The organism is Peteryoungia rhizophila, from assembly GCF_004912145.1.
In the GTDB taxonomy this organism is placed as follows: domain Bacteria; phylum Pseudomonadota; class Alphaproteobacteria; order Rhizobiales; family Rhizobiaceae; genus Allorhizobium; species Allorhizobium rhizophilum.
In genome coordinates this window covers 590,011-615,972 of sequence record NZ_STGT01000001.1, presented here as the reverse complement: position 1 = coordinate 615,972, position 25,962 = coordinate 590,011, and the positions used below count along the sequence as shown (strand labels likewise).

Annotated in this window: 24 protein-coding genes; 17 read left to right on the top strand and 7 right to left on the bottom strand. The window is 61.3% G+C overall.

Annotated elements, in window-relative coordinates:
- The first annotated feature begins 61 nt into the window (after window positions 1-61).
- The 6 genes from E9677_RS02865 (at window position 62) to folD (ending at window position 3,920) form a co-directional block, all read left to right on the top strand.
- On the top strand, window positions 62-415 hold the full coding sequence (locus E9677_RS02865) for a hypothetical protein (protein WP_408014684.1): 354 nt from the start codon (window positions 62-64) through the stop codon (window positions 413-415).
- A gap of 33 nt (window positions 416-448) precedes the next feature.
- Window positions 449-1,003, top strand: a complete 555-nt coding sequence (locus E9677_RS02860) for a rod-binding protein (protein ID WP_136556576.1) — start codon at window positions 449-451, stop codon at window positions 1,001-1,003.
- A 29-nt stretch (window positions 1,004-1,032) separates the two neighbouring features.
- On the top strand, window positions 1,033-1,398 hold the full coding sequence (locus tag E9677_RS02855; protein WP_112240379.1) for a hypothetical protein: 366 nt from the start codon (window positions 1,033-1,035) through the stop codon (window positions 1,396-1,398).
- Window positions 1,398-1,937 carry a flagellar basal body-associated FliL family protein gene (locus E9677_RS02850; RefSeq protein ID WP_136556575.1) on the top strand — a complete coding sequence of 180 codons (540 nt, stop codon included), beginning with the start codon at window positions 1,398-1,400 and terminating at the stop codon, window positions 1,935-1,937. Before E9677_RS02855 ends, E9677_RS02850 begins: the two co-directional genes overlap by 1 nt.
- A 138-nt stretch (window positions 1,938-2,075) precedes the next feature.
- The gene (locus E9677_RS02845; RefSeq protein WP_136556574.1) at window positions 2,076-2,897 is read left to right on the top strand and encodes a WecB/TagA/CpsF family glycosyltransferase; all 822 of its coding nucleotides are present in this window, start codon (window positions 2,076-2,078) and stop codon (window positions 2,895-2,897) included.
- Window positions 2,898-3,020: 123 nt separating this feature from the next.
- Window positions 3,021-3,920, top strand: coding sequence for a bifunctional methylenetetrahydrofolate dehydrogenase/methenyltetrahydrofolate cyclohydrolase FolD (gene folD, locus E9677_RS02840; protein ID WP_136556573.1), 900 nt, complete (start codon window positions 3,021-3,023; stop codon window positions 3,918-3,920).
- A 21-nt stretch (window positions 3,921-3,941) separates the two neighbouring features.
- Here folD and E9677_RS02835 read toward each other — a convergent pair whose 3' ends face one another.
- Complete coding sequence (locus E9677_RS02835) at window positions 3,942-4,967, bottom strand: LacI family DNA-binding transcriptional regulator (RefSeq protein ID WP_136556572.1); 1,026 nt, start codon at window positions 4,965-4,967, stop codon at window positions 3,942-3,944.
- A gap of 279 nt (window positions 4,968-5,246) precedes the next feature.
- On the opposite strand from E9677_RS02835, the gene E9677_RS02830 reads away from it, so the two are divergent.
- From E9677_RS02830 to E9677_RS02790, 9 genes are all read left to right on the top strand, one after another.
- Complete coding sequence (locus tag E9677_RS02830) at window positions 5,247-6,599, top strand: ABC transporter substrate-binding protein (RefSeq protein ID WP_136556571.1); 1,353 nt, start codon at window positions 5,247-5,249, stop codon at window positions 6,597-6,599.
- 96 nt (window positions 6,600-6,695) lie between these two features.
- Window positions 6,696-7,937, top strand: a complete 1,242-nt coding sequence (locus tag E9677_RS02825; RefSeq protein WP_136556570.1) for a carbohydrate ABC transporter permease — start codon at window positions 6,696-6,698, stop codon at window positions 7,935-7,937.
- 13 nt (window positions 7,938-7,950) lie between these two features.
- A complete protein-coding gene (locus tag E9677_RS02820; RefSeq protein WP_136556569.1) occupies window positions 7,951-9,114 on the top strand; it encodes a carbohydrate ABC transporter permease in 1,164 nt (387 codons plus the stop codon).
- Between the two features lie 37 nt (window positions 9,115-9,151).
- On the top strand, window positions 9,152-10,807 hold the full coding sequence (gene bglA / locus E9677_RS02815; protein WP_136556568.1) for a beta-galactosidase BglA: 1,656 nt from the start codon (window positions 9,152-9,154) through the stop codon (window positions 10,805-10,807).
- A 14-nt stretch (window positions 10,808-10,821) separates the two neighbouring features.
- Window positions 10,822-11,910 carry an ABC transporter ATP-binding protein gene (locus E9677_RS02810; protein WP_136556567.1) on the top strand — a complete coding sequence of 363 codons (1,089 nt, stop codon included), beginning with the start codon at window positions 10,822-10,824 and terminating at the stop codon, window positions 11,908-11,910.
- 155 nt (window positions 11,911-12,065) lie between these two features.
- Window positions 12,066-12,473, top strand: a complete 408-nt coding sequence (locus E9677_RS02805; protein ID WP_136556566.1) for a hypothetical protein — start codon at window positions 12,066-12,068, stop codon at window positions 12,471-12,473.
- Between the two features lie 123 nt (window positions 12,474-12,596).
- Window positions 12,597-13,301 (top strand): SDR family oxidoreductase, encoded by a 705-nt coding sequence (locus tag E9677_RS02800; RefSeq protein WP_136556565.1) that lies wholly within the window; start codon window positions 12,597-12,599, stop codon window positions 13,299-13,301.
- Window positions 13,302-13,485: 184 nt separating this feature from the next.
- Window positions 13,486-14,814: a tlde1 domain-containing protein gene (locus tag E9677_RS02795; RefSeq protein WP_136556564.1), complete on the top strand. Its 1,329-nt coding sequence runs from the start codon at window positions 13,486-13,488 to the stop codon at window positions 14,812-14,814.
- 230 nt (window positions 14,815-15,044) lie between these two features.
- Window positions 15,045-15,872, top strand: a complete 828-nt coding sequence (locus E9677_RS02790) for an alpha/beta fold hydrolase (RefSeq protein ID WP_136556563.1) — start codon at window positions 15,045-15,047, stop codon at window positions 15,870-15,872.
- Between the two features lie 77 nt (window positions 15,873-15,949).
- On the opposite strand, the gene E9677_RS02785 is transcribed toward E9677_RS02790, so the two are convergent.
- Window positions 15,950-16,735, bottom strand: a complete 786-nt coding sequence (locus E9677_RS02785) for a DUF4394 domain-containing protein (RefSeq protein ID WP_136556562.1) — start codon at window positions 16,733-16,735, stop codon at window positions 15,950-15,952.
- Between the two features lie 266 nt (window positions 16,736-17,001).
- Here E9677_RS02785 and E9677_RS02780 point away from each other — a divergent pair, with 266 nt between their 5' ends.
- Together E9677_RS02780 and E9677_RS02775 are read left to right on the top strand one after the other, a co-directional pair.
- Window positions 17,002-17,553 (top strand): sigma-70 family RNA polymerase sigma factor, encoded by a 552-nt coding sequence (locus E9677_RS02780; RefSeq protein WP_136556561.1) that lies wholly within the window; start codon window positions 17,002-17,004, stop codon window positions 17,551-17,553.
- Window positions 17,550-18,257: an anti-sigma factor gene (locus E9677_RS02775; RefSeq protein WP_136556560.1), complete on the top strand. Its 708-nt coding sequence runs from the start codon at window positions 17,550-17,552 to the stop codon at window positions 18,255-18,257. Before E9677_RS02780 ends, E9677_RS02775 begins: the two co-directional genes overlap by 4 nt.
- 50 nt (window positions 18,258-18,307) lie before the next feature.
- On the opposite strand, the gene E9677_RS02770 is transcribed toward E9677_RS02775, so the two are convergent.
- The 5 genes from E9677_RS02770 to E9677_RS02750 all read right to left on the bottom strand — a co-directional run bounded on the left by E9677_RS02770 (window position 18,308) and on the right by E9677_RS02750 (window position 25,955).
- Window positions 18,308-20,083, bottom strand: a complete 1,776-nt coding sequence (locus E9677_RS02770) for a methyl-accepting chemotaxis protein (RefSeq protein ID WP_136556559.1) — start codon at window positions 20,081-20,083, stop codon at window positions 18,308-18,310.
- A gap of 275 nt (window positions 20,084-20,358) precedes the next feature.
- A complete protein-coding gene (gene edd, locus E9677_RS02765) occupies window positions 20,359-22,176 on the bottom strand; it encodes a phosphogluconate dehydratase (RefSeq protein ID WP_136556558.1) in 1,818 nt (605 codons plus the stop codon).
- 118 nt (window positions 22,177-22,294) lie between these two features.
- Window positions 22,295-22,993, bottom strand: coding sequence for a 6-phosphogluconolactonase (pgl, locus tag E9677_RS02760; RefSeq protein WP_136556557.1), 699 nt, complete (start codon window positions 22,991-22,993; stop codon window positions 22,295-22,297).
- Between the two features lie 11 nt (window positions 22,994-23,004).
- Entirely contained in the window at window positions 23,005-24,477 is a 1,473-nt protein-coding gene (zwf, locus tag E9677_RS02755) for a glucose-6-phosphate dehydrogenase (RefSeq protein WP_136556556.1), read from the bottom strand.
- Between the two features lie 191 nt (window positions 24,478-24,668).
- Entirely contained in the window at window positions 24,669-25,955 is a 1,287-nt protein-coding gene (locus E9677_RS02750) for an NAD(P)/FAD-dependent oxidoreductase (RefSeq protein ID WP_136556555.1), read from the bottom strand.
- Window positions 25,956-25,962: the final 7 nt, after the last annotated feature.

Here is a 25,962-nt window from a genome sequence, read left to right as displayed (position 1 = left end):
CGCCTTGGGACCCAACAAGAAATCCGACAAGCTCAAGCGCCTCGTGGCCGTGCAACGCCATATGGAGCGCATGGCGGAAAGCGATCTTGGAATCACCGCCCAGCGCATCGAGGAAAATGCGCGGTCGATGGACACCGTGATGGACGCGATCGGCTCCCTCGATCCGCTGCACCGGCTGTTCGCGCAGAATTATGCCGACCGGTTCGATCGCTTGTCCAATACGGACAAGCAGCTGCATGGTCTCCAGCAGGTCCAGGAGATGAAGCTGATGCGTGAACGCGCCAAGGGCGATCGTCTGGAGGAAAACATGAAGGATGCGCGCGATCACGAGGAGCGCCAGCGGGACGATGACGCGATTTACGACCTGATCGATCTGCAGTTTGCCACACCAGCCTCCAGCAAGCTTCAGGAGTGATAGTCACCTCGAACCGAAATCGAGGATGTCACCGTGGCCATATCTCCTCCGAGCGATCTGGTGCTGGACGTGGTCCGCGCCGCTGATCCGGCGCAAGTCGCTGCAGCCCAGGAACAGTTGAAGACCAACCGCGCAAACTTCATGGCGAACAGTCTCGCCGAAAAGGGCGCAGGCTTTGGCGCAACCGTCGACATTCTGAACCGGACCACGAACGCCGCGCGCACCGAAGCGATGGCCGAGAAGACCGAGGAGGCCGGCAAGCCACCGAAGATCTATCGCGATTTCGAAGCCGTCTACCTGACCAATTTCGTCCAGAGCATGCTGCCGGACGAGAGTGAGGAAGTCTACGGCAAGGGCAATTCCGGCGAGATGTGGAAGAGCATGATGGCCGAGCAGCTGGGCTCGACCATTGCCGATTCCGGTGGCGTCGGCATCGCACAGCAGATGTATGACGAGGCTCTCCAGCGCGTGCGCGGGCAAGATAGCGTCAACGCCGCGACCGACGAAACGGACCGCGGGCTGGCCATGAGCTGGGTGACCGATCTCGAGCGTCGCACCCTGGGTGCTGGCGCTGACACCAAAAACTGATCAATTTTCGAAAGACAGGGCAGAATTTCATGGAAGTTGTTTCGAGCGAATACCGCGTGAAGACGGTGCTGAGCCGCCTGGAGCGCATCATCGACAATGAGAACGAGCGGATCGGCAAGGATCCCGAATTCGATTTCAAGGTCTCCAACGCGCATAAGAGCCGGTGCCTCTATGAGCTCACCATGCTCTTCCGTGACACGGATCCGCGCGAATTCGCCGTCAATTACGTCGAGCAGCTCCATGTGCTCAAGGAAAAGCTCGCCCTCAACGCCCGTCGCGTCGAGGCCCATCTCTCGGCAGTCCGTGCTGTCGCCGATCTCTTGAAGAATGCGGTGCGTGATGCCGATGGTGACGGCACCTATTCTCAGGAACAGTTTCAGTTCAGCGAGTTCTGATGGGCAAGATACTCGGAATCGGCCTTTGGGTCTGCATCGTCACGCTGGGAGCCGTCTACGGCTCGATCTACCTGGCGACAGCCCCGGCCGGCCCGAGTGAGGAAGACGCCCAGAAGGCGGCCCTGGAACTGATCCGGGGCGAGTCGATCACCATCCCCGTGATCGGGGGCGGTGATGTAACCGGATATTTCCTCACCCGCATTTCCTTCATGATGGACAAGGAAAAGGTCAAGGGCCAGACCTTGCCCACCACCGAACTGATGACCGACCAGCTGTTCACGCTGCTCGTCGGCAACAAGATGGTCGACATCGGCAATGTCTCGAGCTTTGACGTCAACGACTTCCGCGAGAAGATCAAGACGGAGATGAATGCGCGCCTCGGCGAAGGCATGGTGGATCAGGTCCTCATCGAGCAGCTTGACTACGTCTCCAAGGAAGCGGCCCGCAAGTCGGCGGAAGGCAGCTCCAGGCCGATGGAGATGACGACGGTGGTCGAGGGCGAGACGGTCGGAGAGCAGCCGGCATCCTCCGGTCACTGACCATTCCCATCGATGGCACCGACCCCATCGTGGTGGTTAACGTTGCACTGATGGAAAACCGACAATTTCAGTGTCGGTTTTCACTCGGATTTCAGCTCTGGTAGATAGGGTCTGGCGGAACCATCCTCGGGATCCACCATGTCAGCTTCATCATCAGCCTTGAAAAAACCGGCCGAAACGGCCCTTGCCGGCTCCGATCAGCCCGCGATCGCCGTTCTGCCCGTTCTCGGCATGCCGGTGCACGATCTTGGCTGGAATCAGGCGCTGGCACTTCTCGAGCAGAAGCTGACCTCGCGGCAGGGCTTCACACACATCGCTTTCCTCAATGCCAACAACGCCAATGTCATGGTGCGCGATCCCGAGTATCGCGACGTGCTGGGGCGTTGCCTCGTTCTGCCTGACGGTATCGGCGTCGATATTGCCGCGCGCCTCCTTCATGGCGGCCGCTTCACGGCCAATCTCAACGGTACGGATTTCGTGCCGGCTTCCCTGACCTTCATTGCCAAGCCACTGCGCATCGGCTTGCTCGGCGCGACGTCGGAAGTGCTGCAGGCCGCAGCGGTCAATTTCCGCAAGCACACGCCGTGGCACGAGTTCATCGAGATTTCGGATGGTTACTTCGATCGCGCCGATCCCGCCTTGATCCTGAAGCGCATCGAGATGGCCCGCATCGACCTGCTGTTGGTTGCCATGGGAACACCCTTGCAGGAAAAATGGGTCGATAGACACCTCGCCGATGGCCATGCCCGTGTCGTCATCAGCGTTGGCGCCTTGCTGGATTTCGTTTCGGGCCGGGTCACCCGGGCCCCTCGTTGGGTCCGAAGCCTGCGCTCGGAATGGCTCTTCCGCTTGTGGCTCGAACCCAACCGCCTCTGGCGGCGTTATATCCTCGGCATTCCCGTCTTTCTCGGTCATGTGCTGAGCCACAGGCTCCGCCATCCGTCAGCACCGCGCAACTGATCAAAACCCGCAAGTCCTGCCTTGCAATATGCCGCATTTTGACAGCATAGGACGGGGACAGGCAAATGGTGCCCCTGCGTTGGCGCTAGCTTGCTGCCAGTTGAAGACGGGGATTTGAGCACAGTGACCACGGTAATCGATGGAAAGGCAGCCGCCGCTTCGGTGATCGAAGCGGTAACCTCAGCGGCAACCGGGCTAGCGACGTCCGGCCACCGCAAGCCGGGTCTCGCGGTCGTCATTGTCGGGGATGACCCGGCAAGCCACGCCTATGTCGGCGCTAAGAGCCGCATGGCCAAACAGTGTGGCTTCAACTCCATCCAGCACACGCTTCCCGAGAATACCGCTCAAGCTGACCTGATGGCATTGGTCGCCTCCCTCAATGCCAATCCTGAAATCGATGGCATTCTCGTCCAGCTGCCGCTGCCCAAGCATCTCGACAGCGAGCCTGTCATCCAGTCGATCTTGCCCGAAAAGGATGTCGACGGCCTGCACATCGTCAATGCCGGCAAGCTGGCGACCGGTGACCTGAAGACCGGCCTTCTCTCCTGCACGCCGGCCGGTGCCATGATCCTGGTTCGACAAATACACGGCAAGGACCTTTCCGGGCTGAACGCACTGGTCATCGGCCGCTCCAACCTCTTCGGAAAGCCGATGGCGCAGCTCCTGCTCAATGCCAATGCGACTGTCACCATCGGCCATTCGCGGAGCCGCGACCTGCCGGAACTCGCTCGTCAGGCGGATATCCTGGTCGCCGCCGTCGGCCGTGCCGAGATGGTCAAGGCCGACTGGCTGAAGCCGGGTGCCACCGTCATCGACGTCGGGATCAATCGCGTGCCGGCGCCGGAAAAGGGCGAGGGCAAGTTCAAGCTCGTGGGTGATGTCGCTTTTGCGGAGTGCAAGCCGGTCGCCAAGGCGATCTCGCCGGTTCCGGGCGGTGTCGGCCCGATGACCATCGCCATGTTGATGGCCAATACCGCCATCGCCGCCCACCGCCGGGCCGGAGTTCCAGCGCCCAGCTTCTGACGGATTCGTCAGGCAACCGGGTCAGGCAGGCGCCGGCCCGGTAGAAGCCCGGACCACGAGTTCCACCTTCCACAATTCCTGTGCCGACGGCGCCGGCTCGCTCTGTTGGATCATCGCGATCAGGCGGTCGCCGACCCGTTTTCCAGCTGCCCGCAGCGATGAGCGGGTCGTCGTCAGCGGCGTCGAGAAATTTTCCGGCTTCAGCAGTGGCAATTCGTCGTCATGCGCGATCAGCGAGATGTCGGTGCCGAGCTTCAGCCCAAACTCGTTCATAGCCCGGACGGCACCGAGCGCCAGCACGGTACTGGCACAAAGAACGGCGGTCGGCCGCTCCGGACCAGCCAGGATCTCCTTCATCCCGCGATAGCCCTGCTCGTCGCTCATGAAGCTGTGCCGCGTATGGCGCGGATCCAGTAGTAGCCCCTTTTCGGCCAGTGCTTTTTCCGTTCCGCGCATTCGGCGACAAGCAAAATCGAGATCGGCCTGGCCATTCAGAAGCGCCACCCGCTTGTGGCCGAGCTGCAGAAGAAATCGCGTCGCATCGTAGAATGCACCTTCATTGTCGACGTCCAGGAAAGGGTAGTCGAGGTCGAGGCCGAAGGAGCGGCCATGCACGATGAAGGGCAGGGAGAGCGACTTCGCCATGGCGATCCGCGGATCTCTCTCGCGGATATAGGCGAGGTAGTAGCCATCCACGCTGCCGCTCGCGACCAGCCAGCGGATCGCCTGCTCCTCGTCTTCGGCCCGGGAAGGCATGATGACAAAGTGGAAGTCGTGTTCGATCGATGCCTCGGCGAGACCGCTCTGGAATTCGGCAAAATGCATGTCCGAACTGTGGTCGGGAGAAATCGGCATGATCAGTCCGATGGAACCCGCCTTGCCGGTCGCGAGCCTCTGGGCGGCGCGGTTCGGCCGATAGCCGGTTTCCTTCGCAGCCTTCAAGACCCGTTGGCGTGTGTCTTCGTTGACCTCGGGATAGCCGTTGAGTGCGCGGCTGATCGTCGTCTGCGACAGCCCGAGCATCTGGGACAGTTCTTTCAAGTTCACTGCGGATTTCCTCTCCTCGCCCGGTCGCGAACCTCCTCTGTTCACGGCCAAAGCGCTTGGAATATGGCGCAGAGGCTGGCCTTACGACAAGAGAAATCTGAGCGCCGATGAGGCATTTGCCTCAGAACGGACGGCCTCCTGCGCCAAATTGCGGCAACTCCTGAAAAGCCCCTTGACTCCCGATGGAACCCAATGTGATGAAATAGGGGCCAAAGCGCTTTGAGGATAATGCGCTGATCAGGGACGATTGGCCGTCCGATGTGATGGGAGGTAAATCACATGAAGAAGATGTTTTTGATGACCGTGGCGGCTGCCGCGCTCGTGGCCGGCACTGCTGCCGCGCAGGAACTCAAGTTTGCTCCGGGCGAAGATGCGAAGTTCAACTGGGCGAGCTTCGAAGAACTGAAGAAGACACAGCTCGATGGCGAGCAGATCACAATCTTTGGCCCCTGGCTCGGACCCGACCAGCAACTCGTCGAGAGCGTTCTGGCCTATTTCGCCGCCGCGACCGGTGCTGACGTTCGTTACACCGGTTCCGACAGCTTCGAACAGCAGATCGCCGTCGACCTGGAAGCCGGCTCCGCCCCGAATATCGCAATCTTCCCGCAGCCCGGTCTCGCATCCGACATGGCAAAGCGCGGCTTCCTCACCGATCTCGGTGCTGAAAACGCCACTTGGCTGAAGGACAACTACGCCGCTGGCGAGTCCTGGGTCGATCTCGGCACCTATGCCGGCCAGGATGGCAACAAGGCCTTCTACGGCTTCCCCTACAAGACCGACGTGAAGTCGCTTGTCTGGTATTCGCCGGAAAACTTCGAAGACGCTGGCTATGAAGTGCCTCAGACCATGGAAGAGCTCAAGGCTCTGACGGAAAAGATCGTCGCCGATGGCGGTACGCCGTGGTGCATCGGTCTTGGTTCGGGTGCGGCCACCGGCTGGCCTGCGACCGACTGGGTCGAAGACATGATGCTGCGCACCGCATCGCCGGCAGACTATGACAAGTGGGTCTCCAACGAGATGAAGTTCGACGATCCGATCGTCGTCAACGCCATCAATGAGTTCGGCTGGTTCGCCAAGAACGACAAGTTCGTCGTCGGCGGCGCTGGCGCGGTCGCGTCCACCGACTTCCGTGACAGCCCGAAGGGCCTCTTCGCTTCGCCGCCGCAGTGCTACCTGCACCACCAGGCGTCGTTCATCCCGTCCTTCTTCCCTGAAGGCACGTCTGTGGGTGAAGATGCGGACTTCTTCTACTTCCCCGCCTATGCCGAGAAGGACCTCGGTAGTCCGGTTCTTGGTGCCGGTACCACTTTCACCATCACCAAGGACAGCAAGGCTGCCCGCGCCTTCATCGAATTCCTGAAGTCGCCGATCGCCCATGAAGTCTGGATGGCCCAGAAGGGCTTCCTCACACCCCACAAGGGCGTCAACACGGAAGTCTTCACCGACCCGACCGTTCGCAAGATGAACGACGTCCTGCTGCAGGCAACGACCTTCCGCTTCGACGCTTCCGATCTGATGCCGGGCGCCGTCGGTGCCGGCAGCTTCTGGACGGGCATGGTGGACTTTGTCGGTGGCAAGTCGGCCGAAGATGTAGCAAAGTCGATCCAGGCGACCTGGGACGGCATCAAGTAATCTGCCGTAGCGCAGACCTGCCTACCGAACGTCCGGGCCTCAGTTGCTCGGGCGTTCGCAAAAACAATGAGAAGGCATGCGGAGGGGGAGGCCACCATGAATCCAGCGTTGCAGGCTCTGATCACGATCATCGTCGGTGTCGGCGGGTGTATAGGTTATTTTTATCTGTCGAACATGTTCGTCGACAGGGTGCTGTTCCCCGCAAAGGGTGAACATGCCGGGCGCAACATCAATCGCGCCAATATGGTCCGCCCCTGGCTCTTTCTCTTCCCCGCAATTTTCGCGCTCGGCGTTTATCTCGCCTATCCGGTTGTCGCGACGATGTGGCTCTCCGTCACCGACCGCAGTGCCGGAGGAGCGTTCATCGGTTTCGCCAACTATGAGCGAATGATGGATGAGCCGAAGTTCTGGGAAGCGATCAGCAACAACCTTCTCTGGCTGACCGTTGTGCCAGCGGTATCGACCGCCTTCGGCTTGCTGGCGGCGCAACTCACAGACCGGATCTCCTGGGGCAACATCGCGAAATCGCTGATCTTCATGCCCATGGCGATTTCTTTCGTCGGTGCATCCGTCATATTCAAGCTCGTCTACGATTCTCGCCCGGCCGGCGAAGAGCAGATCGGCATCCTGAATGCCATCTGGCTGTCCTTCGGTGATGGCATCGGTGCGATGATCGCTTTGCGCGTCGTGCCCGCGCTGCTGCTTGCAGCCTTCCTCGCCTTCGTCATTTACGGTGTCTACCAGTTGCTGCGGCCACTGGCCGGCGGCGTCGGGCGCCGCGGCGGAAGTTCCGCTGTTGGCGTGGTGGTCCGTCTGGCGGTAACGCTGGCCGCCCTATGGCTCGGCTACAAGGCGCTGATTTCGATATATTCCGTGCTGACCCTCGACTACCCCTATGGTCAGCCCCAGACCTGGTTGACCATCCCCTTCTGGAACAACTTCTTCCTCATGGTGGTGTTGATCTGGATCCAGACCGGTTTTGCCATGGTCATCCTCTCGGCTGCCCTACGCGGTATCCCTGAAGAGACGATCGAGGCTGCCGTGATCGATGGGGCCAACGATTTCGAGATCTTCTTCAAGATCAAGATCCCGCAGATCATGGGAACCGTCGTCGTCGTCTGGACCACCATCACGCTCGTCGTGCTCAAGGTCTTCGACATCGTCTTCGCCATGACCAATGGTCAGTGGGAGACCCAGGTTCTCGCCAACTACATGTTCGACAAGCTGTTCCGCTCCAATGATTGGGGCATCGGTTCTGCCAGCGCCATGGTCATCATGCTGCTGGTGATGCCGATCCTGGTCTGGAATGTCTACAACGCTCGTAAAGAAATGCGCTGAGGGGAGGCGGATCATGGCTAATGTTGCAGGTAAGAAATCCAGTCTCGTCTGGGCCGTCCATCTTTCGGTCGCCTTGCTTGTTGTTCTCTGGTTGCTTCCGACCGCAGGTCTTTTCATCTCCTCGTTCCGCACGTCGGACCAGATTGCCACCAGCGGCTGGTGGAGCTCGCTCTTCTCGCAGGAGCAGAACCTTGTCTTGCGAACGGCAGCTCCGTCCACCCAGCAGCAGGAAGGCAATCTCTGGGTCATCGAAGGCAATGTGCTGAGCGAAGGTGGCGCCTCTGCGGAGGCGGAAATCTCGACCTGGGGCACCTCGTCGCGCGCCATCAGCGAATACGAGCCCGGGGCGACCGCCCCAATGGGTGACAATGGCCGGGTGACCGTCCAGGCCAACGGTGATTATCGCTTGGAAAGCGATGTCGAGATGACCGGCAGTCGCGGCGATCGCATCTTCGTGACGGCCGAGCTGCCGCCGAAATTCACGCTCGACAACTACGAGACCGTGCTCTTCTCCGGCTCCACGACGGATTCGATGGCGAAAGCCTTCTTCAACACGCTCACAGTCACCATCCCGGCGACCGTCATTCCGATCGTCATCGCAGCCTTTGCTGCCTATGCCCTGGCCTGGATGGAGTTTCCGGGCCGTGCACTGCTGATCGCAGCCGTCGTCGCCCTTCTCGTCGTGCCGCTGCAGCTCGCGCTCATTCCGCTTCTGCGCCTGCATCTCTCCATCGGCATCGGCAAGGGCTATCTCGGTGTCTGGCTCGCCCATACCGGCTTCGGCCTTCCACTCGCGATCTACCTCTTGCGCAATTACATGGTCGGGTTGCCGCGCGACATCATCGAATGCGCCAAGGTGGACGGCGCGACCGATTTCCAAATCTTCACGCGCATCATCCTGCCGCTCTCCTTCCCGGCGCTCGCTTCCTTCGCCATCTTCCAGTTCCTCTGGACCTGGAACGACCTGTTGGTCGCCAAGGTCTTTCTGATCGACGCGACGGGAGAGACGACGGTCATGACCAATCAGATCGTCGAGCTTCTGGGCACGCGCGGCGGCAACTGGGAAATTCTGGCAACGGCGGCCTTCGTCTCGATCGCCGTGCCGCTTCTCGTCTTCTTCTTCATGCAACGCTACCTGGTGCGTGGCCTCCTTGCCGGTTCGGTCAAGGGTGGCTGACGCCGGGACGACAGACCAAGCCAACAGGAATAGCTAAATGAGTGCAGTTTCGAATCCCGTCATGACGCCCGACAAGGACTGGTGGCGCGGCGCGGTGATCTATCAGATCTATCCGCGCTCCTACCAGGATTCCAACGGCGACGGCATCGGTGACCTGAAGGGCATCACCGCCCGACTGGCGCACATCGCCGAACTCGGCGCGGACGCGATCTGGATCTCGCCCTTCTTCACCTCGCCGATGAAGGACTTCGGCTACGACGTCTCGAACTATGTCGATGTCGACCCGATGTTCGGTTCGCTGACGGATTTTGACGGCTTGATCGCCGAGGCCCATCGTCTCGGCATCCGCGTCATGATCGATCTCGTCATGTCCCATTCGTCGGATCAGCACCCCTGGTTCGTCGAGAGCCGGTCGAGCCGCGTCAACGAGAAGGCCGACTGGTATGTCTGGGCGGACTCCAAGCCCGACGGTACGCCGCCGAACAACTGGCTGTCGATCTTCGGGGGCTCCGCCTGGCAGTGGGATCCGACCCGCATGCAGTACTACATGCACAACTTCCTGACCTCGCAGCCGGACATGAACCTGCACAATCAGGAAGTGCAGGACGCGCTGCTGGCCGCCACGCGCTTCTGGCTCGATCGGGGAGTCGACGGCTTCCGCCTCGACACGATCAACTTCTATTTCCACGACAAGGAACTAAGGGATAATCCGGCGCTAGCGCCCGAGCGCCGCAACGCCTCGACCGCGCCGGCCGTAAACCCTTACAATTTCCAGGAACATATCTACGACAAGAACCGGCCCGAGAATATCGCCTTCCTCAAGCGCTTCCGTGCGCTCCTGGACGAGTATCCGGCGATTGCCGCGGTTGGCGAGGTCGGCGACAGCCAGCGCGGTCTCGAGATCGTCGGCGAGTATACATCCGGCAACGACAAGATGCAGATGTGCTACGCCTTCGAATTCCTGGCGCCGGAACCGCTGACGCCTGAGATCGTCCGCAACACCCAGAACGCCTTTGCCGCTGCCGCGCCGGAAGGCTGGGCCTGCTGGGCCTTCTCCAACCACGACGTGGTTCGCCACGTGACACGCTGGGGCGCGAACGTGCTCGACCGCGAAGCCTATGCCAAGATGACCTCCGCCCTGCTGCTCACCCAGCGCGGCTCGGTCTGTATCTATCAGGGCGAGGAACTGGGCCTGACCGAAGCCGATATCGCCTTCGAAGATCTCCAGGATCCCTACGGCATCCAGTTCTGGCCGGAATTCAAGGGGCGCGATGGGTGCCGTACGCCCATGGTCTGGGACGATCATGCGCTGCAGGCGGGCTTCTCGACGGCAGCCAAGACCTGGCTGCCGATCCCGGTTGAACATACCCTGCGTGCGGTCAATACGCAGTTTGGCAAGCCGGAGTCGGTGCTCGAGTACTATCGCCGCTTCCTGGCCTTCCGCCGCCAGCATCCGGCCTTTGCCAAGGGCGACATCACGTTCCACGAGGCTGGCGACGACCAGCTCGCCTACACCCGCGCCTTTGGCAATGAGAAGCTGCTCTGCATCTTCAACATGAGAGCAGACGAATCCGCGATAGCCTTGCCGGTCGGCGAGTGGATCGCGCTTGAAGGCCATGGGTTCACCGGTGCAGTCAACGATAACAAGGTAGAGTTGCCGGCTTGGGGCGCCTTTTTCGCGCGTCACGCCTGACAGGGGAGGAAAGCATGACGGGTCTGGTTCTCAAGGACATCCGCAAGGCATACGGGCAGGTAAAGGTCCTGCACGGCATCGATCTGGAGATCAAGGAAGGCGAGTTCGTCGTGTTCGTCGGCCCGTCCGGTTGCGGCAAGTCCACGTTGCTGCGCATGATCGCCGGTCTCGAAGATATCACCAGCGGTGAGATGTTCATCGACGGCCAGCGCGTCAACGACGTGCCGCCGTCGAAGCGCGGCATCGCCATGGTCTTCCAGTCCTACGCGCTCTACCCGCATATGACGGTCTACGACAACATGGCCTTCGGCATGCGGATCGCTGGCGAAAGCCGCGAGGAGATCGATCGCCGTGTGAAGTCGGCGGCGGCGATCCTGCAGCTCGACCCGTATCTCGACCGCCTGCCAAAGGCCTTGTCCGGCGGCCAGCGCCAGCGCGTCGCCATCGGTCGCGCCATCTGCCGCGATCCCAAGGTCTTCCTCTTCGACGAGCCGCTCTCCAACCTCGATGCGGCACTCCGCGTCGCCACCCGCATCGAGATCGCCAAGCTCAATGAGCAGATGGCGGATACGACGATGATCTACGTCACGCATGACCAGGTCGAGGCGATGACGCTGGCGGACCGGATCGTCGTGCTCTCTGCCGGGCATATCGAGCAGGTCGGTCCTCCGCTCGAACTCTACGAGCGCCCGCAGAACCTCTTCGTCGCCCGCTTCATCGGCTCGCCTGCCATGAACATCATGCCGGCGACCGTGACTGCAACGGGCGACGTGACGAAGATCAAGCTGAAGGACGGTTCGGAAGTGACTGTCGATGTGGCGATACCTGCCTCTGAACAGGGCAAGGCGGCGAGCTTCGGCGTCCGTCCGGAAGATCTCGCGATCGCAACCGGCGATGATTTCCTCTTCGAGGGCAAGGTCGATATCGTCGAAGCGCTCGGTGAAGTGACGATGGTTTATGTGCAGGGCCCGGTCGAGGAAGAGTCGGTCGTGGTCAAGCTTCCCGGTATTGTCGACGTGAAGAAGGGCGCGGTTCTGCGCTTCTCCGCAGACAAGACCAAGCTGCACCTTTTCGACGCAGCGGGACAGACCTATCGTCGTTGATCGCAATCCAGCGAACAGACACTTAAGGCCCTGTTATCCTTACTGATGGCAGGGCTTTTTTGCGGCCAGGAATGACCCCTCCGCCAATACCGACTGTTAAGTTGTGACTGCTAGCTTTTCTCCATAACAACGGACAAAAGACGAGGGCAGAAAAGATGAGGACGGCTGGTGGCGGATCTCATTTCCTGAAGAAGGAAGAATCCTTCATGTACGACCGGGAGAACCGGTATCGCATGGAGGACACGATGAATGCTGGGCGGCTCGAATATACCGAGAACGGCATGACCCATATGGCGGCGCGGCGCTGCGACGTCATTCGAATTTCGTTGAGCGGGGCGGTCGTCGCACTGGTGACTCAGGTCAACCTGCCCAAGCAGTTTTATCTCGATATTCCGGATGCCCGTATCACCAAGGTCGGCGCAGTCCTGCTGAAGAGTTTTGCGAACAACACGGCCGAGATCCGTTTCCTGCGTCTGCTGACACAGAAGGAACTGGACCGCATCTTCGTCTTCTCGACCCATCCGGCGCACAAGGATCGCGTCCTCGACGTTCGCAGCTGGTAGCCAGCACATGAATGAGATACCGGAAGGCCGGTGCGGCGAAAGCTGCATCGGCCTTCAGCATTTCTGACTGGACATCGGTCACAGGACCTTCGATCTTCCCGACACATCAAAGGGAGATCAAGCATGTCGAGTGAAAAGGTTGCCATCATCACGGCGGGTGGAAGCGGCATGGGCGCTGCGGCAGCGCGGCGCCTGGCGGCCGATGGCTTCAAACTCGCGATCCTGTCCTCCTCCGGCAAGGGCGAAGCGCTCGCAGCCGAACTCGGCGGCTTCGGCATGACCGGTTCGAACCAGTCTCCGGACGATCTCGCACGCCTCGTTGAGGGCACGATGGAACGCTATGGCCGCATCGACGTGCTGGTCAACAGTGCCGGCCACGGCCCCCGCGCGCAGATCCTCGACATCACCGACGAGCAATGGGCGACGGGCATGGATGTCTACCTGCTCAACGTCATTCGCCCGACCCGTCTCGTCACGCCGATCATGCAGCGCCAAAAATCCGGCACCATCATCAACATCTCCACCGCCTGGGCTTTCGAACCGTCCTCCATGTTCCCGACCTCCGCCGTCTTCCGTGCCGGCCTCGCCTCCTTCACCAAGATCTTCGCCGATACCTATGCGGGTGAGAACATCCGGATGAACAATGTCCTGCCCGGCTGGATCGACAGCCTGCCGGCGACCGAGGAGCGGCGCGACGGCGTGCCGATGAAGCGCTACGGCACCAGCGAGGAAATCGCAGCCACCATCGCCTTCCTCGCCTCCGATGGGGCGGCCTATATCACCGGCCAGAACCTGAAGGTCGACGGCGGGTTAAGCCGTCACGTTTGAAACTATTTCGCGCCCCACGCCCGGAATGTGACATAAAACGCCGCGCGTAAACCTCTTGGTTACCAAACTTCTTCATTCTTTAGGACAGTCGACAGGACGGCCTAGCCGCACCCTGTCCCAGTAAAGTCGGTTTTCACTGCTAGGCGGCCGGCTCCCAGAGTTCTTGGTAAGCGAGTTCAGTAACATGGCGTCCTCGACCCGTAAGGTCACCGGCGGCAATGGCGTCGCCGTTCAAACGATGAAGTCGCGCGGAAAGAAGCGCGGCTCCAGTCTGCCGACGCTCTTGGGCATCGGGCTGGCCTGCCTCTTCTGGGGCACTGCGAGCCTTGCCGTCTTCAAAGGCCTCTCGTCCTCGACCATCGACGTTCCGACCATGGCCGGCCACAGCCTGCCGAAACCGGATCTTGCTCTCGTCAGGCCGCTCGCATCGCAGGCGACGCCGGTGAAGGGGGCGAATTTGGTCGCCCTTGAAGAGATGCACAATCGTTTCGCCGAGGCATTCGCCGCAACCGACCATCTCGGCCTTCTCATGCTCCCCGCCGCCATGCGGTTGGCGGAAGTCGACAAGTCGGGCCGGCTCCTTCTCGCCCGTGTGGAAAGTGTGACAGGGCCGCAGGCGCTCGCCGTTCTGCGCGATGCCCTCCTGCGGGCGGAAGCTGGCCGCCAGCAGGCGGCACTCGCAACAGCTGCGCATGAGCGTCGCAGCGGCGCCGACGATGTCGACCCGGTCATGACCGCCTCGATTTCTCCCGAAGCGACCGCCGCAACACCGGCTGCACTCGGCTATGCTGCCGTACCGTCGGCACCCGAGATGATGGCGGCAGCGGACCCGCGCGAAGAGCCCTTCGAGGAGCTCCTCTCCGAACCGGCAGGTGAGGACCACGGCGCGCTTCCCGACGAGGTTCCCGTCCCTGGTGCGAAACCACAGGCAAAGCCGCGCGTCGAGCGCGTGCCGGCGCCAGAGGCACCTGCTGTCACTCGGGCGCCGGAAAAACCGAAGAAGACGCTGTTCAACATGCTGGCCTATGCCAAGCCCGACAATCCGGTGACCACGGATGACGGGGCAGGGGGCATCTTCAGCCGCAAGAAAGGTCTGCCCGGTCCCGGAAGCCGGATTGCCGTCTATGTGATCGAGGATTCCGTCGTGCACATGCCAAATGGCGAAAAGCTTAAAGCCCATTCCGGCCGCGGCCATATGCGTGACAATCCCAAGTTCGTGCATGTGAAGAATTATGGGCCGACCCCGCCCAACGTCTACAAGCTGCGCATGCGCGAAGCCCGTTTCCACGGCATCGAGGCGATCCGCATGAACCCGGTCGGTGATGCGAGAATGTACAATCGCGATGGTTTCCTCACGCATACCTATCTGCTCCGCCGTCGCGGTGACAGTTCCGGCTGCGTGGTGTTCGAAGACTACAATCGCTTCCTGAACGCTTACAAGCGCGGGAATGTGCACACATTGATCGTCGTGCCCAGCATGCGGGAACTGCCGAAATATATGGCGATGCTCTGAGACACCCAAACATTCTGCTCATCGACCGAACCCCCGCTCCAAAGGCGGGGGTTTTGTTTTTGCTTGAGGGTTCTAGCGTTCACGGAAACGTGAAGCCAATTTAGATTGTGCGCAATTGATTTTGAGCGCCACTCCGGCAATAAAGATTGCGCACAAACAAATTGTGCACAATTTAATTTACCCGGATAGCGGCCGCAGCGCCACCGCATGCGGCAGATGGAGAGACGATCATGAGCATCTTCAAGACGACAGACGGTACCGCACTTTTCTACAAGGATTGGGGAAATCCCGAAGGGCAGCCGATCCTCTTCTCCCACGGCTGGCCTCTGTCCTCCGACGCCTGGGACGCCCAGATGCTGCATTTCGGCCAGCAGGGCTTCCGCGTCATCGCCCATGATCGCCGTGGCCATGGTCGTTCCGACCAGCCCTGGGATGGAAACAATATGGATCGCTACGCTGATGATCTGGCTGAGCTTATCGAGCATCTCGATCTCACGAACCTGATCATGATCGGCCATTCGACGGGCGGCGGCGAAGTCGCCCACTACATCGGCCGTCACGGCACTGCCCGGGTCGCCAAGGTCGTGCTCGTCGGTGCGGTTCCGCCCTTGATGCTGCAGACGGCGAACAATCCAGAAGGCGTGCCGATGTCGGTTTTTGATGATATCCGTGCGGGTACGACCGGAAACCGTTCGCAGTTCTTTTATGACTTGACGATCCCCTTCTATGGCTTCAATCGGGACGGTGTTGCCGAGAACGAAGGTTTCCGCGAAAGCTTCCGCCTCCAGGGCCTCGCTGGCGGTATCAAGGGCCAGTATGATTGCATCCGGGAGTTCTCGGAAGTCGACTACACTGCGGACCTGAAGGCGATCGACAAGCCGACGCTGATCATCCATGGCGATGACGACCAGATCGTGCCGATCGCAGCCACCGCGGAAAAGGCGGCTCGACTGGTCGAGGGATCGGTCCTGAAGGTTTACGCTGGCGGATCGCATGGTCTGGCGCAGACCGAGGCGGACAAGTTCAACGCCGACGTCCTCGCCTTCATCCGCGCCTGAGACCATGAAAATGCCCTCTCCCTGGGTCTCAGGGAGAGGGCGACGACAGGGGACGATGTCGTCCCCGGCATTGTGCCTTACATGGCAGGGACGACCGTGATCGACTTGATCGCGGAAGGTGCCCCCGAGATGTCGCCGGCCTTGGTCGCAGCACCCGTTTCCAGGTTGACCGTGTACAGCGTGCTGTCGGCGACCAGCCATGCGGTGTTCATGCCGTCGGCGCCCGCCTCGATGTCGAAGGCGTAAGACTGCGGGCTGCCTTCGATGCCGAGCTTGCCGATAGCCTTCAGCGTGCCGTCATTCGGCTTGGTCTGCTGGATGAGTGCGCCGATCGTGGCGTCGATGTTGTACATCGCGGTCTTTTCCGGCTTCCCGACAGAATTCGTATACGCGGCTGCAACCGTGTTCGGCGTCTCGCCCTTATGCATGTCGCCCTCTTCGAAGGCGAGGCTGCCATCGACGGTGACTTCACCGGTATCGGGATGGACGCGGTGGTTGGTCGTGCCGGTCATGTAGCGCAGGCGGTCGGCTGCGGGATTGAAGTTCACGACGACGGGCGCATCGCCGATCGTCAGCGGCTTGTCCATCTTGGCGAGTTCGGTGGCGGCGCCCGTTTCCGGATCGATGGTGACAATGGCATTGTCTGCCGTCACGCCGACGATGGTCTTGTTGCCCGGGCGGTAGTCGATGCCGACGAGCCGGTCGACACCGGTCACGTCCATGCTCTTGGAAACCGCCGGATTAGCCGTGTCGAACATCACGAGCGTCTTGTCGCCTGCAAGGCCGACGACCTGGGCCGCCTGTGCGCCGAAGGCCGTGAGTGCGGTTGCTGCAGCAAGGCTGAGGATACGGATGCTGGTCATGAAAACTTCTCCCGTCTGAATGGTCCGGCGACACCCGTCTGGTGCCTCCTAATCCCAAGACACGCGGCGACGGCCGATTGGATGCAGCCATCAAACATTTTTTTTCGTGCTGCATCCGGAGCCCGGTCTCGCGTGTCGAGAAGATGAAGGAGACAGTGATGGATATGGTGATGACGAGAACCGTCCAATCCGCCGGAACGCCTGTGCCCGGTTGCCAAATCTTCAGCAATGCCTACTTTCCGCAGAGTACATTGGAAGGACGCGGGATGGGGAATGACGAAGACGAGCTCGGCGCGGCATTGAGAGCCTGTGCTGTGGGGGATCGCGCCGGTCTGGCCACGATCTATCGCAGCGAAGCGGTCCGCATGGTGACGATCGCGGAGAGGATCCTGCGCCGCCACGACCTAGCGGAGGAGATCGTCCAGGAGGCCTTCCTGCAGATCTGGAACAAGGCGTGGCAATACGATCCTTCCCGGGGTTCGGCGCGCGGATGGATCTTCTCTGTTGTCCGCTCGCGCTCGCTGAATGCGCTGCGCAACGGCGGACGGGAGGAACTGGCGGATGCAGAAAGCCTCGAGCGCCTCCAGGACGAGGGTGCGGATGCGCTCTATCACGATCTCTTCGATGAGCTGGATACGACAAGCCGCCTTCGCGCCTGCCTCGCGCGACTGGACGGCCTGCGCCGCAAGACGGTGCTCATGGCCTATGTCTCCGGCTACAGCCATGGCGAAATAGCCGGGCGCCTGAAGCTTCCGCTCGGCACGGCCAAGGCCTGGATCCGGCGCTCTCTCTCGTCCCTGAGGGAGTGCATGGCATGAGCACCTGGCAGAACACAGCAGAACGCGCCGATGCCTATGTCCTCGGATTGATGGACGAGGATGATCGGCGCGTCATGGAAGCCGAGATGGAGACCGACCCGGCTCTTGCGAGGGCCGTTGGCGAAGCGCGCGACCGGTTTCTGGAGCTCGACCTCGTCGGGCCGACTGCCACCGTCTCGGCAGATCTCTGGTCACGCATCGAGGCGAGCCTCGGAGCCCAGGAGAAACCGGTAGACGCAAAGCCCAAGTCGCCCGCTGCAAACGACAACAGGCTGGCGCGCTGGCGTGGCATCGCCATGTCGGCGGTGGCAGCCTCGGCTCTGCTCGTGGCAGCCCTTGCCTACACCGCCATGACCAGGCTGGAACCGCAGGTCGTGGCGATCCTGATGAACGCGGAGGGAGAGCCGGTCGTAATGATCGAGGACTTCGGCAACGACACGGCCAAGGTCGTGCCGTTGATCGACTTCTCTGTGGCAGATGATCGATCGCTGCAGCTCTGGACGCTGCCGTCGAGCGACACCGGCCCGGTCTCGCTCGGTGTTCTCGATGGCTGGCAAACGGCGACGGTGTCAGGCCCGGATCTGCCGGGACCGCTCGAAGAGCAGCTTTACGAGATCACCCTGGAGCCCCTCGGCGGTTCGCCAACGGGCAAGCCCACAGGGCCGATCATCGGCAAGGGTTTCGCCAAGGCGCCGCGTTCCTGACAGCAAACGGCCCGGCTTTCGCCGGGCCGATGCTTGGAACTGGGCAGGTCTCAGAATTCCTGCCAGTCCTCCTTGAGCGCCGTATTGCCATGAACGGCCATCGGACGTCCGGGCGCGCGTCTCTGACCCGATACCTGTGTCGGCGCGGCAACGTTGCGCGGTGCGGCTCCCCCTTGGCCGGTGTAATGCTTGCCGAGCGTGAAGCGCGAAATGAACTGGCGCAGGCGCTGCGTCTCTGTTGCCAGCGTCGCGCTTGCGGCGTTCGATTCCTCCACCATGGCCGCGTTCTGCTGTGTCACCTGGTCCATCTGGTTGACGGCCGAATTGACCTCGGACAGACCCGTGGCCTGTTCGCGGGCAGAGCTCGCGATCGCCTGCATGTGATCGTTGACGGCGATGATGTTGTCCTGGATCGTCTTCAGCGCCTCGCCGGTCTCGCTGACCAGCTTGACGCCGTTCTTGACCTCTTCGGAGGAGTTGCGGATCAACTCCTTGATCTCTTTCGCTGCCTGCGCCGACCGTTGTGCCAGTTCACGCACTTCCTGGGCAACGACGGCAAAACCCTTGCCAGCCTCACCGGCGCGCGCCGCTTCGACACCAGCGTTGAGGGCGAGCAGGTTTGTCTGGAAGGCGATCTCGTCGATCACGCCGATGATGTTGGAGATCTGGTTCGACGATTGCTCGATCCGCGCCATGGCACCGACCGCTTCGGCAACGATCTGGCCGGATCGGGTGGCGCTCGTATCGGCGGCCTGGGTCGAGTGTCGGGCCTCCTCGGCGCGCTTGGAGGCGTTGTTGACGTTGACGGTGATCTGGTCGAGTGCTGCCGCCGTCTCCTCCAGCGATGCCGCCTGCTGTTCCGTACGCTTCGACAGATCCTCGGCGCTTGAGCTGATCTCGCGGCTGCCGCTGTCGATTTGATCCGTCGATGTGGCAACGGCACCGAGCGTGGTGGCGAGCTGCGTCACGGCTTCGTTTAGATTGGTCCGCAGCGCCTCGAAATCCGGTGCGAATGGCCTGTCGAGGGTGAAGCTGACGTCGCCATGCGCCATGCGTCCTAATGCGTCGCCAATGGTATCCACCGCATGCACGCGCTCGGTCACATCGGTCGCGAACTTGACCACCTTGGTGACACGGCCGCGATCATCGAGAATCGGGTTGTAGGAGGCATTGATGACGACCTTCTTCCCGCCCTTGCCGTAACGAGTGAATTCGGCAGCCTGGAACTTGCCGGCCCGCAGGTTTTTCCAGAATTCGGCATAGTCGGCCGACTTCATGAAGTCGGGGTCGACGAACATGCTGTGATGCTTGCCCTTGATCTCTTCCATTCGGTAGCCGAGCGCGTCGAGGAAATTCTGGTTCGCCGAGACGACCTCACCCTCTGCCGTGAACTCGATGATCGCCTGCACACGACTGATGGCTTCCATCTGGTACTGGAAATCGAGGTTTTGCAGCCGGGCCCTTGCATTGGCCCATTCGACGACGAAGCCCGTCGTCTTGGTCCCGTTCTTCAGCGGCGTGACGATCAGGTCGAAGGCGCGGTGCCCGACCCAGATGGTCGCCTTGTGCTGGTTCTTCAGGCTCGCCAGCATGTTGCGCTGGTGGCTGGGGTTTTTGTGAAAGATGTCGATATTGCTGCCGATCAGCTTGTCGAACTCGAAGCGGGGGAGTTCCTTCTTCAGGTCGCTCTCTGCTTCCTTCAGCAATTCCTTCGTGGCGGTGTTCATGTAGCGGATGTTGAGGTTCACGTCCGCGATCATGATGTTGGCAGTGATGACTTCAAGCGATTCGAGCTGTGCGCGGTCTTTGCTGTTCAATCCAAACATTGTGCCTTGGTCCTTTGGCCAATTCCTGTTTCCGAACCGGTTTGCGCATCCTAAAAGTAGACAAAGGGCGATGAAGCGTGTGCAGGATCGGCGATTTGTATAACTTGTTGATATCGCGTGCGTTTCTTTATGAAGGTATACAAAATTAGCAGTGTCGAATTCGTTAATGGCATCAATCGCTGGGAAAGCCATCGACGAAAGTTGCAAGCGTCGACGCAAAAACAAAAAGGGCCGCATGCGGCTGCGGCCCTTTCGATGACGGAGTGAGATAGACGTCAGAACAGGACGCTGGCGCCTTGGTCTGCCGGTCCGGCGATACGGCGGAAGCTGGCGAAGAGTTCACGGCCCATGCCGAATTCATTGTCGTCGAGATTGACAGTGGCAAGCGGCCGCGCGTTGAACTCGGCTGCATCGACCAGAACTTCAAGCGTGCCGGCAATGGCATCGAGCCGCACCATGTCGCCGTTCTTGATCTGCGCGATCGCGCCGCCGTCGACGGCTTCAGGCGTCAGGTGGATCGCAGCCGGGATCTTGCCCGACGCGCCCGACATGCGCCCGTCCGTAACAAGCGCAACCTTGAAGCCTCGATCCTGCAACACGCCGAGCGGTGGTGTCAGACGGTGCAGTTCCGGCATGCCATTGGCTTTCGGACCCTGGAAGCGGACGACGGCGATGAAGTCCTTTTCCAGCTTGCCGGCCTTGAAGGCGTCTTGAAGTTCCTGCTGGTCATTGAAAACGATCGCCGGCGCCTCGACGACGTGACGTTCCGGCTTCACCGCCGAGATCTTGATGACCGCCTTGCCGAGATTGCCGGTCAGCATCTTCAACCCGCCATTCGCCTGGAACGGTTTGTCGATGGTGGTCAGAACCTTGGGATCGGCGCTCACTTCCGATGCCGGGTCGCGATGCACGGTGCCGTCATCGGCGAGCTTCGGATCGATCGTGTAGGCGGCAAGACCCTGGCCATAGACGGTGCGCACATCGTCATGCACGTAACCTGCCTTGAGCAGCTGCTTGATCAGGAAGCCCATGCCGCCGGCGGCGTGGAAGTGGTTTACATCGGCAAGCCCGTTCGGATAGACGCGGGCGAGCAGCGGCACGATGTCGGAGAGTTCGGAAATGTCCTGCCAGGTGAGCTTGATACCACCGGCGCGGGCCATGGCGATCAGATGGATCGTGTGATTGGTCGAACCACCCGTGGCATGCAGGCCGACGACGCCGTTGACGATCGAGCGCTCGTCGATCATCTCGCCGGCGGGTGTGAATTCGTTGCCGAGAGCGGTGATGGCGAGAGCCCGCTTGGTCGCTTCCTTGGTCAGCGCGTCGCGCAGCGGCGTGCCGGGATTGATGAAGGAGGCACCGGGCAGGTGGAAGCCCATCATCTCCATCAGCATCTGGTTGGAATTGGCCGTGCCGTAGAAGGTGCAGGTGCCCGGGCCATGATAGGACTTGGATTCGGCATCGAGCAGTTCCGCGCGCCCCACCTTGCCCTCGGCGTAGAGCTGGCGGATGCGCGACTTCTCGTCGTTCGGCAGGCCCGTGGTCATCGGCCCTGCCGGAACGAAGACGGCGGGCAGGTGGCCGAAGGTGAGGGCCGCGATCATCAGACCGGGCACGATCTTGTCGCAGACGCCAAGATAGACGGAGCTGTCGAACATGTTGTGCGACAGGCCGATTGCCGCCGACATGGCGATCGCATCGCGTGAGAAGAGCGAGAGCTCCATGCCCGGCTGGCCCTGGGTCACGCCGTCACACATGGCCGGAACTCCACCGGCGACCTGCGCGACGCCGCCCACTTCGGAGGCTGCCTGGCGGATCAACGCCGGATATGTCTCGAAGGGCTGGTGAGCGGACAGCATGTCGTTATAGGCGGTGATGATGCCGAGGTTCGGCACCACGTCGCCGGCAAGCGCATCCTTGTCCCTAGGCGAACAGACGGCAAAGCCATGGGCGAGGTTGCCGCAGGACAGTGTCGACCGGTGCACGCCCTTGGAGATCGCCCGGCGGGTCCGGTCGAGATAGATTTCGCGGGTCGGCTTCGATCGCTCGACGATCCGCTTGGTAATGGCTTCGATACGGCGGTCTGCACTCATCGGATATGGCTCCTCATCTGGCGCGAGCGCTGAGGCGCAGATCGCGCAAAGGCCTCCTCGGCCATGAAACTCGTCCTATCCGCACTGCCGAAAGACTCCGGCAGGCGAGGGCTCTCCCTCAGGGCGCCCAGTAAATATCAGGCGTGGTCTGGGCCCGTTCGAGAACGGCCCGGATCGGCATTTCCTGCTCGTCTGTGCCGGCAAGTGCCTTTTCCAGCACGGCCTTCTTTTCGGCACCCTCGATGTGAACCACGAGAAGGCCGGCATCGTGAAGTGCCGAGAAGGAAAGCGTGAGGCGAGCCTCGCCTGCACCCGGTGCTTCCATCGTCATGACGCGGCGCGGCAGCGTCAGATCGAGCGCTGCGGCGAGGTGATCGCCGCCGGGGAAGAAGGAGGCCGTGTGCCCGTCAGTCCCCATGCCGAGGATCGCCACGTCGAAGGGGCGGGTCATGCCCGGCACGATCCCGGACGCCGTCTTCGCGGCATCCTCGATCGTCGCTTCCGGCCGGTAGAGCGGCACGAATTCCGCGGCAGCCGCTTCATTCTTCAGGAGATGCGTCTTCACCAGCAGATGGTTCGAGCGCGGATTGTCCTCCGGCACGAAACGTTCGTCCACCAGGGTCACCTTTACCTTGGCCCAGTCTAGAGCCCGTGTCGACAGCGCCTCGAAAAACGCTTTCGGCGTCGAGCCGCCGGAGACGGCAAGTGTCGCTTCGCCGCTCCTGGTGATCGCAGCGGACAAGGCCGAGGCGACGGCATCGGCGAGACTGGCCGCAAGAGCGGTCCCGTTCTCGAATGTCTTCATCTGATGCGCCATGGGTCCGGGCCTCAGTCGATTTCGTGCCAAGTGCGGCCGTCACGCTCGATCAGCGCGATGGCCTGGCTCGGACCCCAGGTGCCGGATGTATAGCCCTGCGCCTTCTGGCCGATTTCTTCCCACGACTTGAGGATCGGGTCGCACCAGTTCCACGCGGCCTCGACTTCGTCGCGACGCATGAACAGCGTCTGGTTCGAACGGATGACGTCCATCAGGAGGCGTTCATAGGCGTCCGGATTGCGCACGTCGAAGGCCTGGGCGAAACTCATGTCGAGCGAGACGTGGCGCAGGCGCATGCCGCCCGGACCTGGATCCTTGATCATCAGCCATTGCTTGACGCCCTCGTCCGGCTGCAGACGGATGACCAGCTTGTTCGCCTCGATGCGTCCTGCATTTTCGCCGAAGATGGAGTGCGGAATCGGCTTGAAGGTGATGACGATCTCGGACATGCGGGTCGCGAGCCGCTTGCCGGTCCGCAGGTAGAAGGGGACGCCTGCCCAGCGCCAGTTGTTGATCTCTGCCTTGATCGCAACGAAAGTTTCCGTGTCGGAAACGGCACCGAGTTCTTCCTGGTAGCCATTGACGGCACCGCCGGCAGAGGCGCCAGCGCGGTACTGGCCACGCACCGTCTGCTTCTCGACAATGGCGGGCGTGATCGGCTTCAGCGAACGAAGCACCTTGAGCTTTTCGTCGCGCACCGCTTCCGCGTCGAGCGAGGAGGGGGCCTCCATGGCCACGAGGCAGAGCAGCTGCAGGATATGGTTTTGCACCATGTCGCGCAGCGCGCCGGCCTTGTCGTAATAGGTGACGCGACCTTCGAGGCCGACGGATTCGGCCACCGTGATCTGCACGTGGTCGATATGGGCCGAGTTCCACAACGGCTCGTAGAGTGCGTTCGCAAAGCGCAGCGCCATCAGGTTCTGCACCGTCTCCTTGCCGAGATAGTGGTCGATGCGGAAGATCTGGTCTTCCTTGAACACCTTGCCAATCGTGTCGTTGAGGATCTGCGCCGAGGCGAGATCGCGGCCGATCGGCTTCTCGACGACGATGCGGGTCGATTTGGTGATCAGCTTGTGGTCGCGGATCTTGTCGGCGATATCGCCGAAGATCGAAGGGGACACGGCGAGGTAGAAGGCCCGCACGATGTCCTTCCCCTGGTCGAGCAGCTTCTTCAGATCTTCCCAACCCTGGTCGGACTTGGCGTCGACCGAGATGTAATGCACGCGTTCGAGGAATTTCGCGACCTCGGCCTCATCCAGCTCCTCGGCCTTCAGGTGCTCGTGCAGGGCATCCAGCGTGAACTTGCGATATTCCTCATGCGTCATCGCGGTGCGCGATGCGCCGATGATGCGGGTCGGCTCGGTCAGCTGGCCGGCGAGCTGGCGGTGAAACAGGGCTGGCAGAAGCTTGCGCTCGGCGAGGTCACCGGTGCCGCCAAAAACGACGTAGTCAAAGGGTTCAACGGGGATGATCTGGCTGCTCATACGGCATCTCTCGTTCGGCAAATTCGTTGGACAGGTTCTAATCTAATCGATTTAAAAAAGCCACCCTTACGGGGCGAATTTTGTCTTCCCATGTCGCGCCAAGGATGAACAAAGGGTGTCCTGCGACAATGGAACACACCGAGCAGCGAGCAGACAAGAGCCTCCATTCCCTCCCGGAAGAGGCGCGGTTTTCAGAACCGGTCGCGAAGCGCATACCAGGTGAGCGCCAGGAACAGCAGCGGCTTACGCAGCCTTGCCCCACCGGGAAAGGGCGGGATCTTCAACTCCTTGAGCAGATCGAGTTCCCGCGCATTTCCGGCCACCATGTCCGCATACATCTTGCCGCAATAGTTGGAGAGCATCACGCCATGCCCGGAATAGCCGGCAAGCGAGGTCACGCCTGGCAGAACATCCCTGGCAAAGGGCTTGCGGGGCAGCGTGATCCCGACCGAGCCGCCCCATCCATGGGTAATCTCGATGTTCTTCAGATCCGGGTAGATTTCCGCGATCTGCCGACGGATATGGGTGGCAATGTCGCGCGGGCTGTCGGCCGTATAGGCTTCGCGCCCGCCGAACAGCAGCCGCCCGTCACGGCTCTTGCGGAAGTAGCGCACCACGAAACGGCTGTCCGCCACCGCTTCGAAGCCCCGCAGCACCTGCGGGTAGCGGTCGAGCGGCGCGGTCGCCCCGATGAAGGACCGGATCGGCATTACATGTGCCGCCGTCACCGGCTCCAGATTGCCGATATAGGCATTGGTCGCGATCAACACTCGGTCGGCCGTGATCGTGCCCTTCGGGGTGTCGATGACAGTCTTGCCGCCTGCCTGGCGAATGCCGCTTGCCGGCGTCATTTCGTGGATACTGGCACCGGACGCTGCTGCGACCCGGGCAAGGCCGACGAGCAGCTTCAGCGGATGGATGTGACCCGTTCCAGTGTCGCGCAGACCGAAGTGATAGCGCGTCGAGCCGACGCGATCATGCGTCTCTTCCTGGTCCATGAAGGAAATGTGCGGATAGCCGTAGCGGACCGCCATGATTTCGGCTTCGTGCCGGTATTCCTCTTCCCCGCCACGCTTGTGCGAGACGTTCATCTGGCCTGGCAAATATTCAATGTCGATGCCGTGCTGTTCGGCGAAGTCCAGCAGGTAATGCTTGGCATTCTCCGCCATCTCGAACATCGCCTTCGATCGCTCGAAGCCGAGCTCGGTCTCCAGCTCCGTCGGCGAAGCCCTTTGGCCGGTGCCGAGCTGACCGCCATTGCGACCCGATGCGCCGTCGCCGAAGCGGCTGCCCTCAATCAGGACGACAGAGACGCCGAGACGGGCGAGGTTGAAGGCGGCCTGCAGGCCGGTGAAGCCGCCGCCAATGATGGCAACGTCGGTCGAGACAGAGCCGTCGAGGGCCGGATATTCCGGCCTCTCGCCCACACTCGCCTGATACCAGGAAATCCCCGGCGCAATCGGGCTTTGCCATGTCATGGGATCG

Coding starts and splice junctions, on each gene's coding strand:
- E9677_RS02865 (WP_408014684.1), top strand. CDS start 62: ATGGAGCGCATGGCGGAAAGCGATCTTGGAATCACCGCCCAGCGCATC.
- E9677_RS02855 (WP_112240379.1), top strand. CDS start 1,033: ATGGAAGTTGTTTCGAGCGAATACCGCGTGAAGACGGTGCTGAGCCGC.
- E9677_RS02850 (WP_136556575.1), top strand. CDS start 1,398: ATGGGCAAGATACTCGGAATCGGCCTTTGGGTCTGCATCGTCACGCTG.
- E9677_RS02845 (WP_136556574.1), top strand. CDS start 2,076: ATGTCAGCTTCATCATCAGCCTTGAAAAAACCGGCCGAAACGGCCCTT.
- E9677_RS02830 (WP_136556571.1), top strand. CDS start 5,247: ATGAAGAAGATGTTTTTGATGACCGTGGCGGCTGCCGCGCTCGTGGCC.
- E9677_RS02825 (WP_136556570.1), top strand. CDS start 6,696: ATGAATCCAGCGTTGCAGGCTCTGATCACGATCATCGTCGGTGTCGGC.
- E9677_RS02820 (WP_136556569.1), top strand. CDS start 7,951: ATGGCTAATGTTGCAGGTAAGAAATCCAGTCTCGTCTGGGCCGTCCAT.
- bglA (WP_136556568.1), top strand. CDS start 9,152: ATGAGTGCAGTTTCGAATCCCGTCATGACGCCCGACAAGGACTGGTGG.
- E9677_RS02810 (WP_136556567.1), top strand. CDS start 10,822: ATGACGGGTCTGGTTCTCAAGGACATCCGCAAGGCATACGGGCAGGTA.
- E9677_RS02805 (WP_136556566.1), top strand. CDS start 12,066: ATGAGGACGGCTGGTGGCGGATCTCATTTCCTGAAGAAGGAAGAATCC.
- E9677_RS02800 (WP_136556565.1), top strand. CDS start 12,597: ATGTCGAGTGAAAAGGTTGCCATCATCACGGCGGGTGGAAGCGGCATG.
- E9677_RS02795 (WP_136556564.1), top strand. CDS start 13,486: ATGGCGTCCTCGACCCGTAAGGTCACCGGCGGCAATGGCGTCGCCGTT.
- E9677_RS02790 (WP_136556563.1), top strand. CDS start 15,045: ATGAGCATCTTCAAGACGACAGACGGTACCGCACTTTTCTACAAGGAT.
- E9677_RS02785 (WP_136556562.1), bottom strand. CDS start 16,735: ATGACCAGCATCCGTATCCTCAGCCTTGCTGCAGCAACCGCACTCACG.
- E9677_RS02780 (WP_136556561.1), top strand. CDS start 17,002: ATGGGGAATGACGAAGACGAGCTCGGCGCGGCATTGAGAGCCTGTGCT.
- E9677_RS02775 (WP_136556560.1), top strand. CDS start 17,550: ATGAGCACCTGGCAGAACACAGCAGAACGCGCCGATGCCTATGTCCTC.
- E9677_RS02770 (WP_136556559.1), bottom strand. CDS start 20,083: ATGTTTGGATTGAACAGCAAAGACCGCGCACAGCTCGAATCGCTTGAA.
- edd (WP_136556558.1), bottom strand. CDS start 22,176: ATGAGTGCAGACCGCCGTATCGAAGCCATTACCAAGCGGATCGTCGAG.
- pgl (WP_136556557.1), bottom strand. CDS start 22,993: ATGGCGCATCAGATGAAGACATTCGAGAACGGGACCGCTCTTGCGGCC.
- zwf (WP_136556556.1), bottom strand. CDS start 24,477: ATGAGCAGCCAGATCATCCCCGTTGAACCCTTTGACTACGTCGTTTTT.
- E9677_RS02750 (WP_136556555.1), bottom strand. CDS start 25,955: ATGACATGGCAAAGCCCGATTGCGCCGGGGATTTCCTGGTATCAGGCG.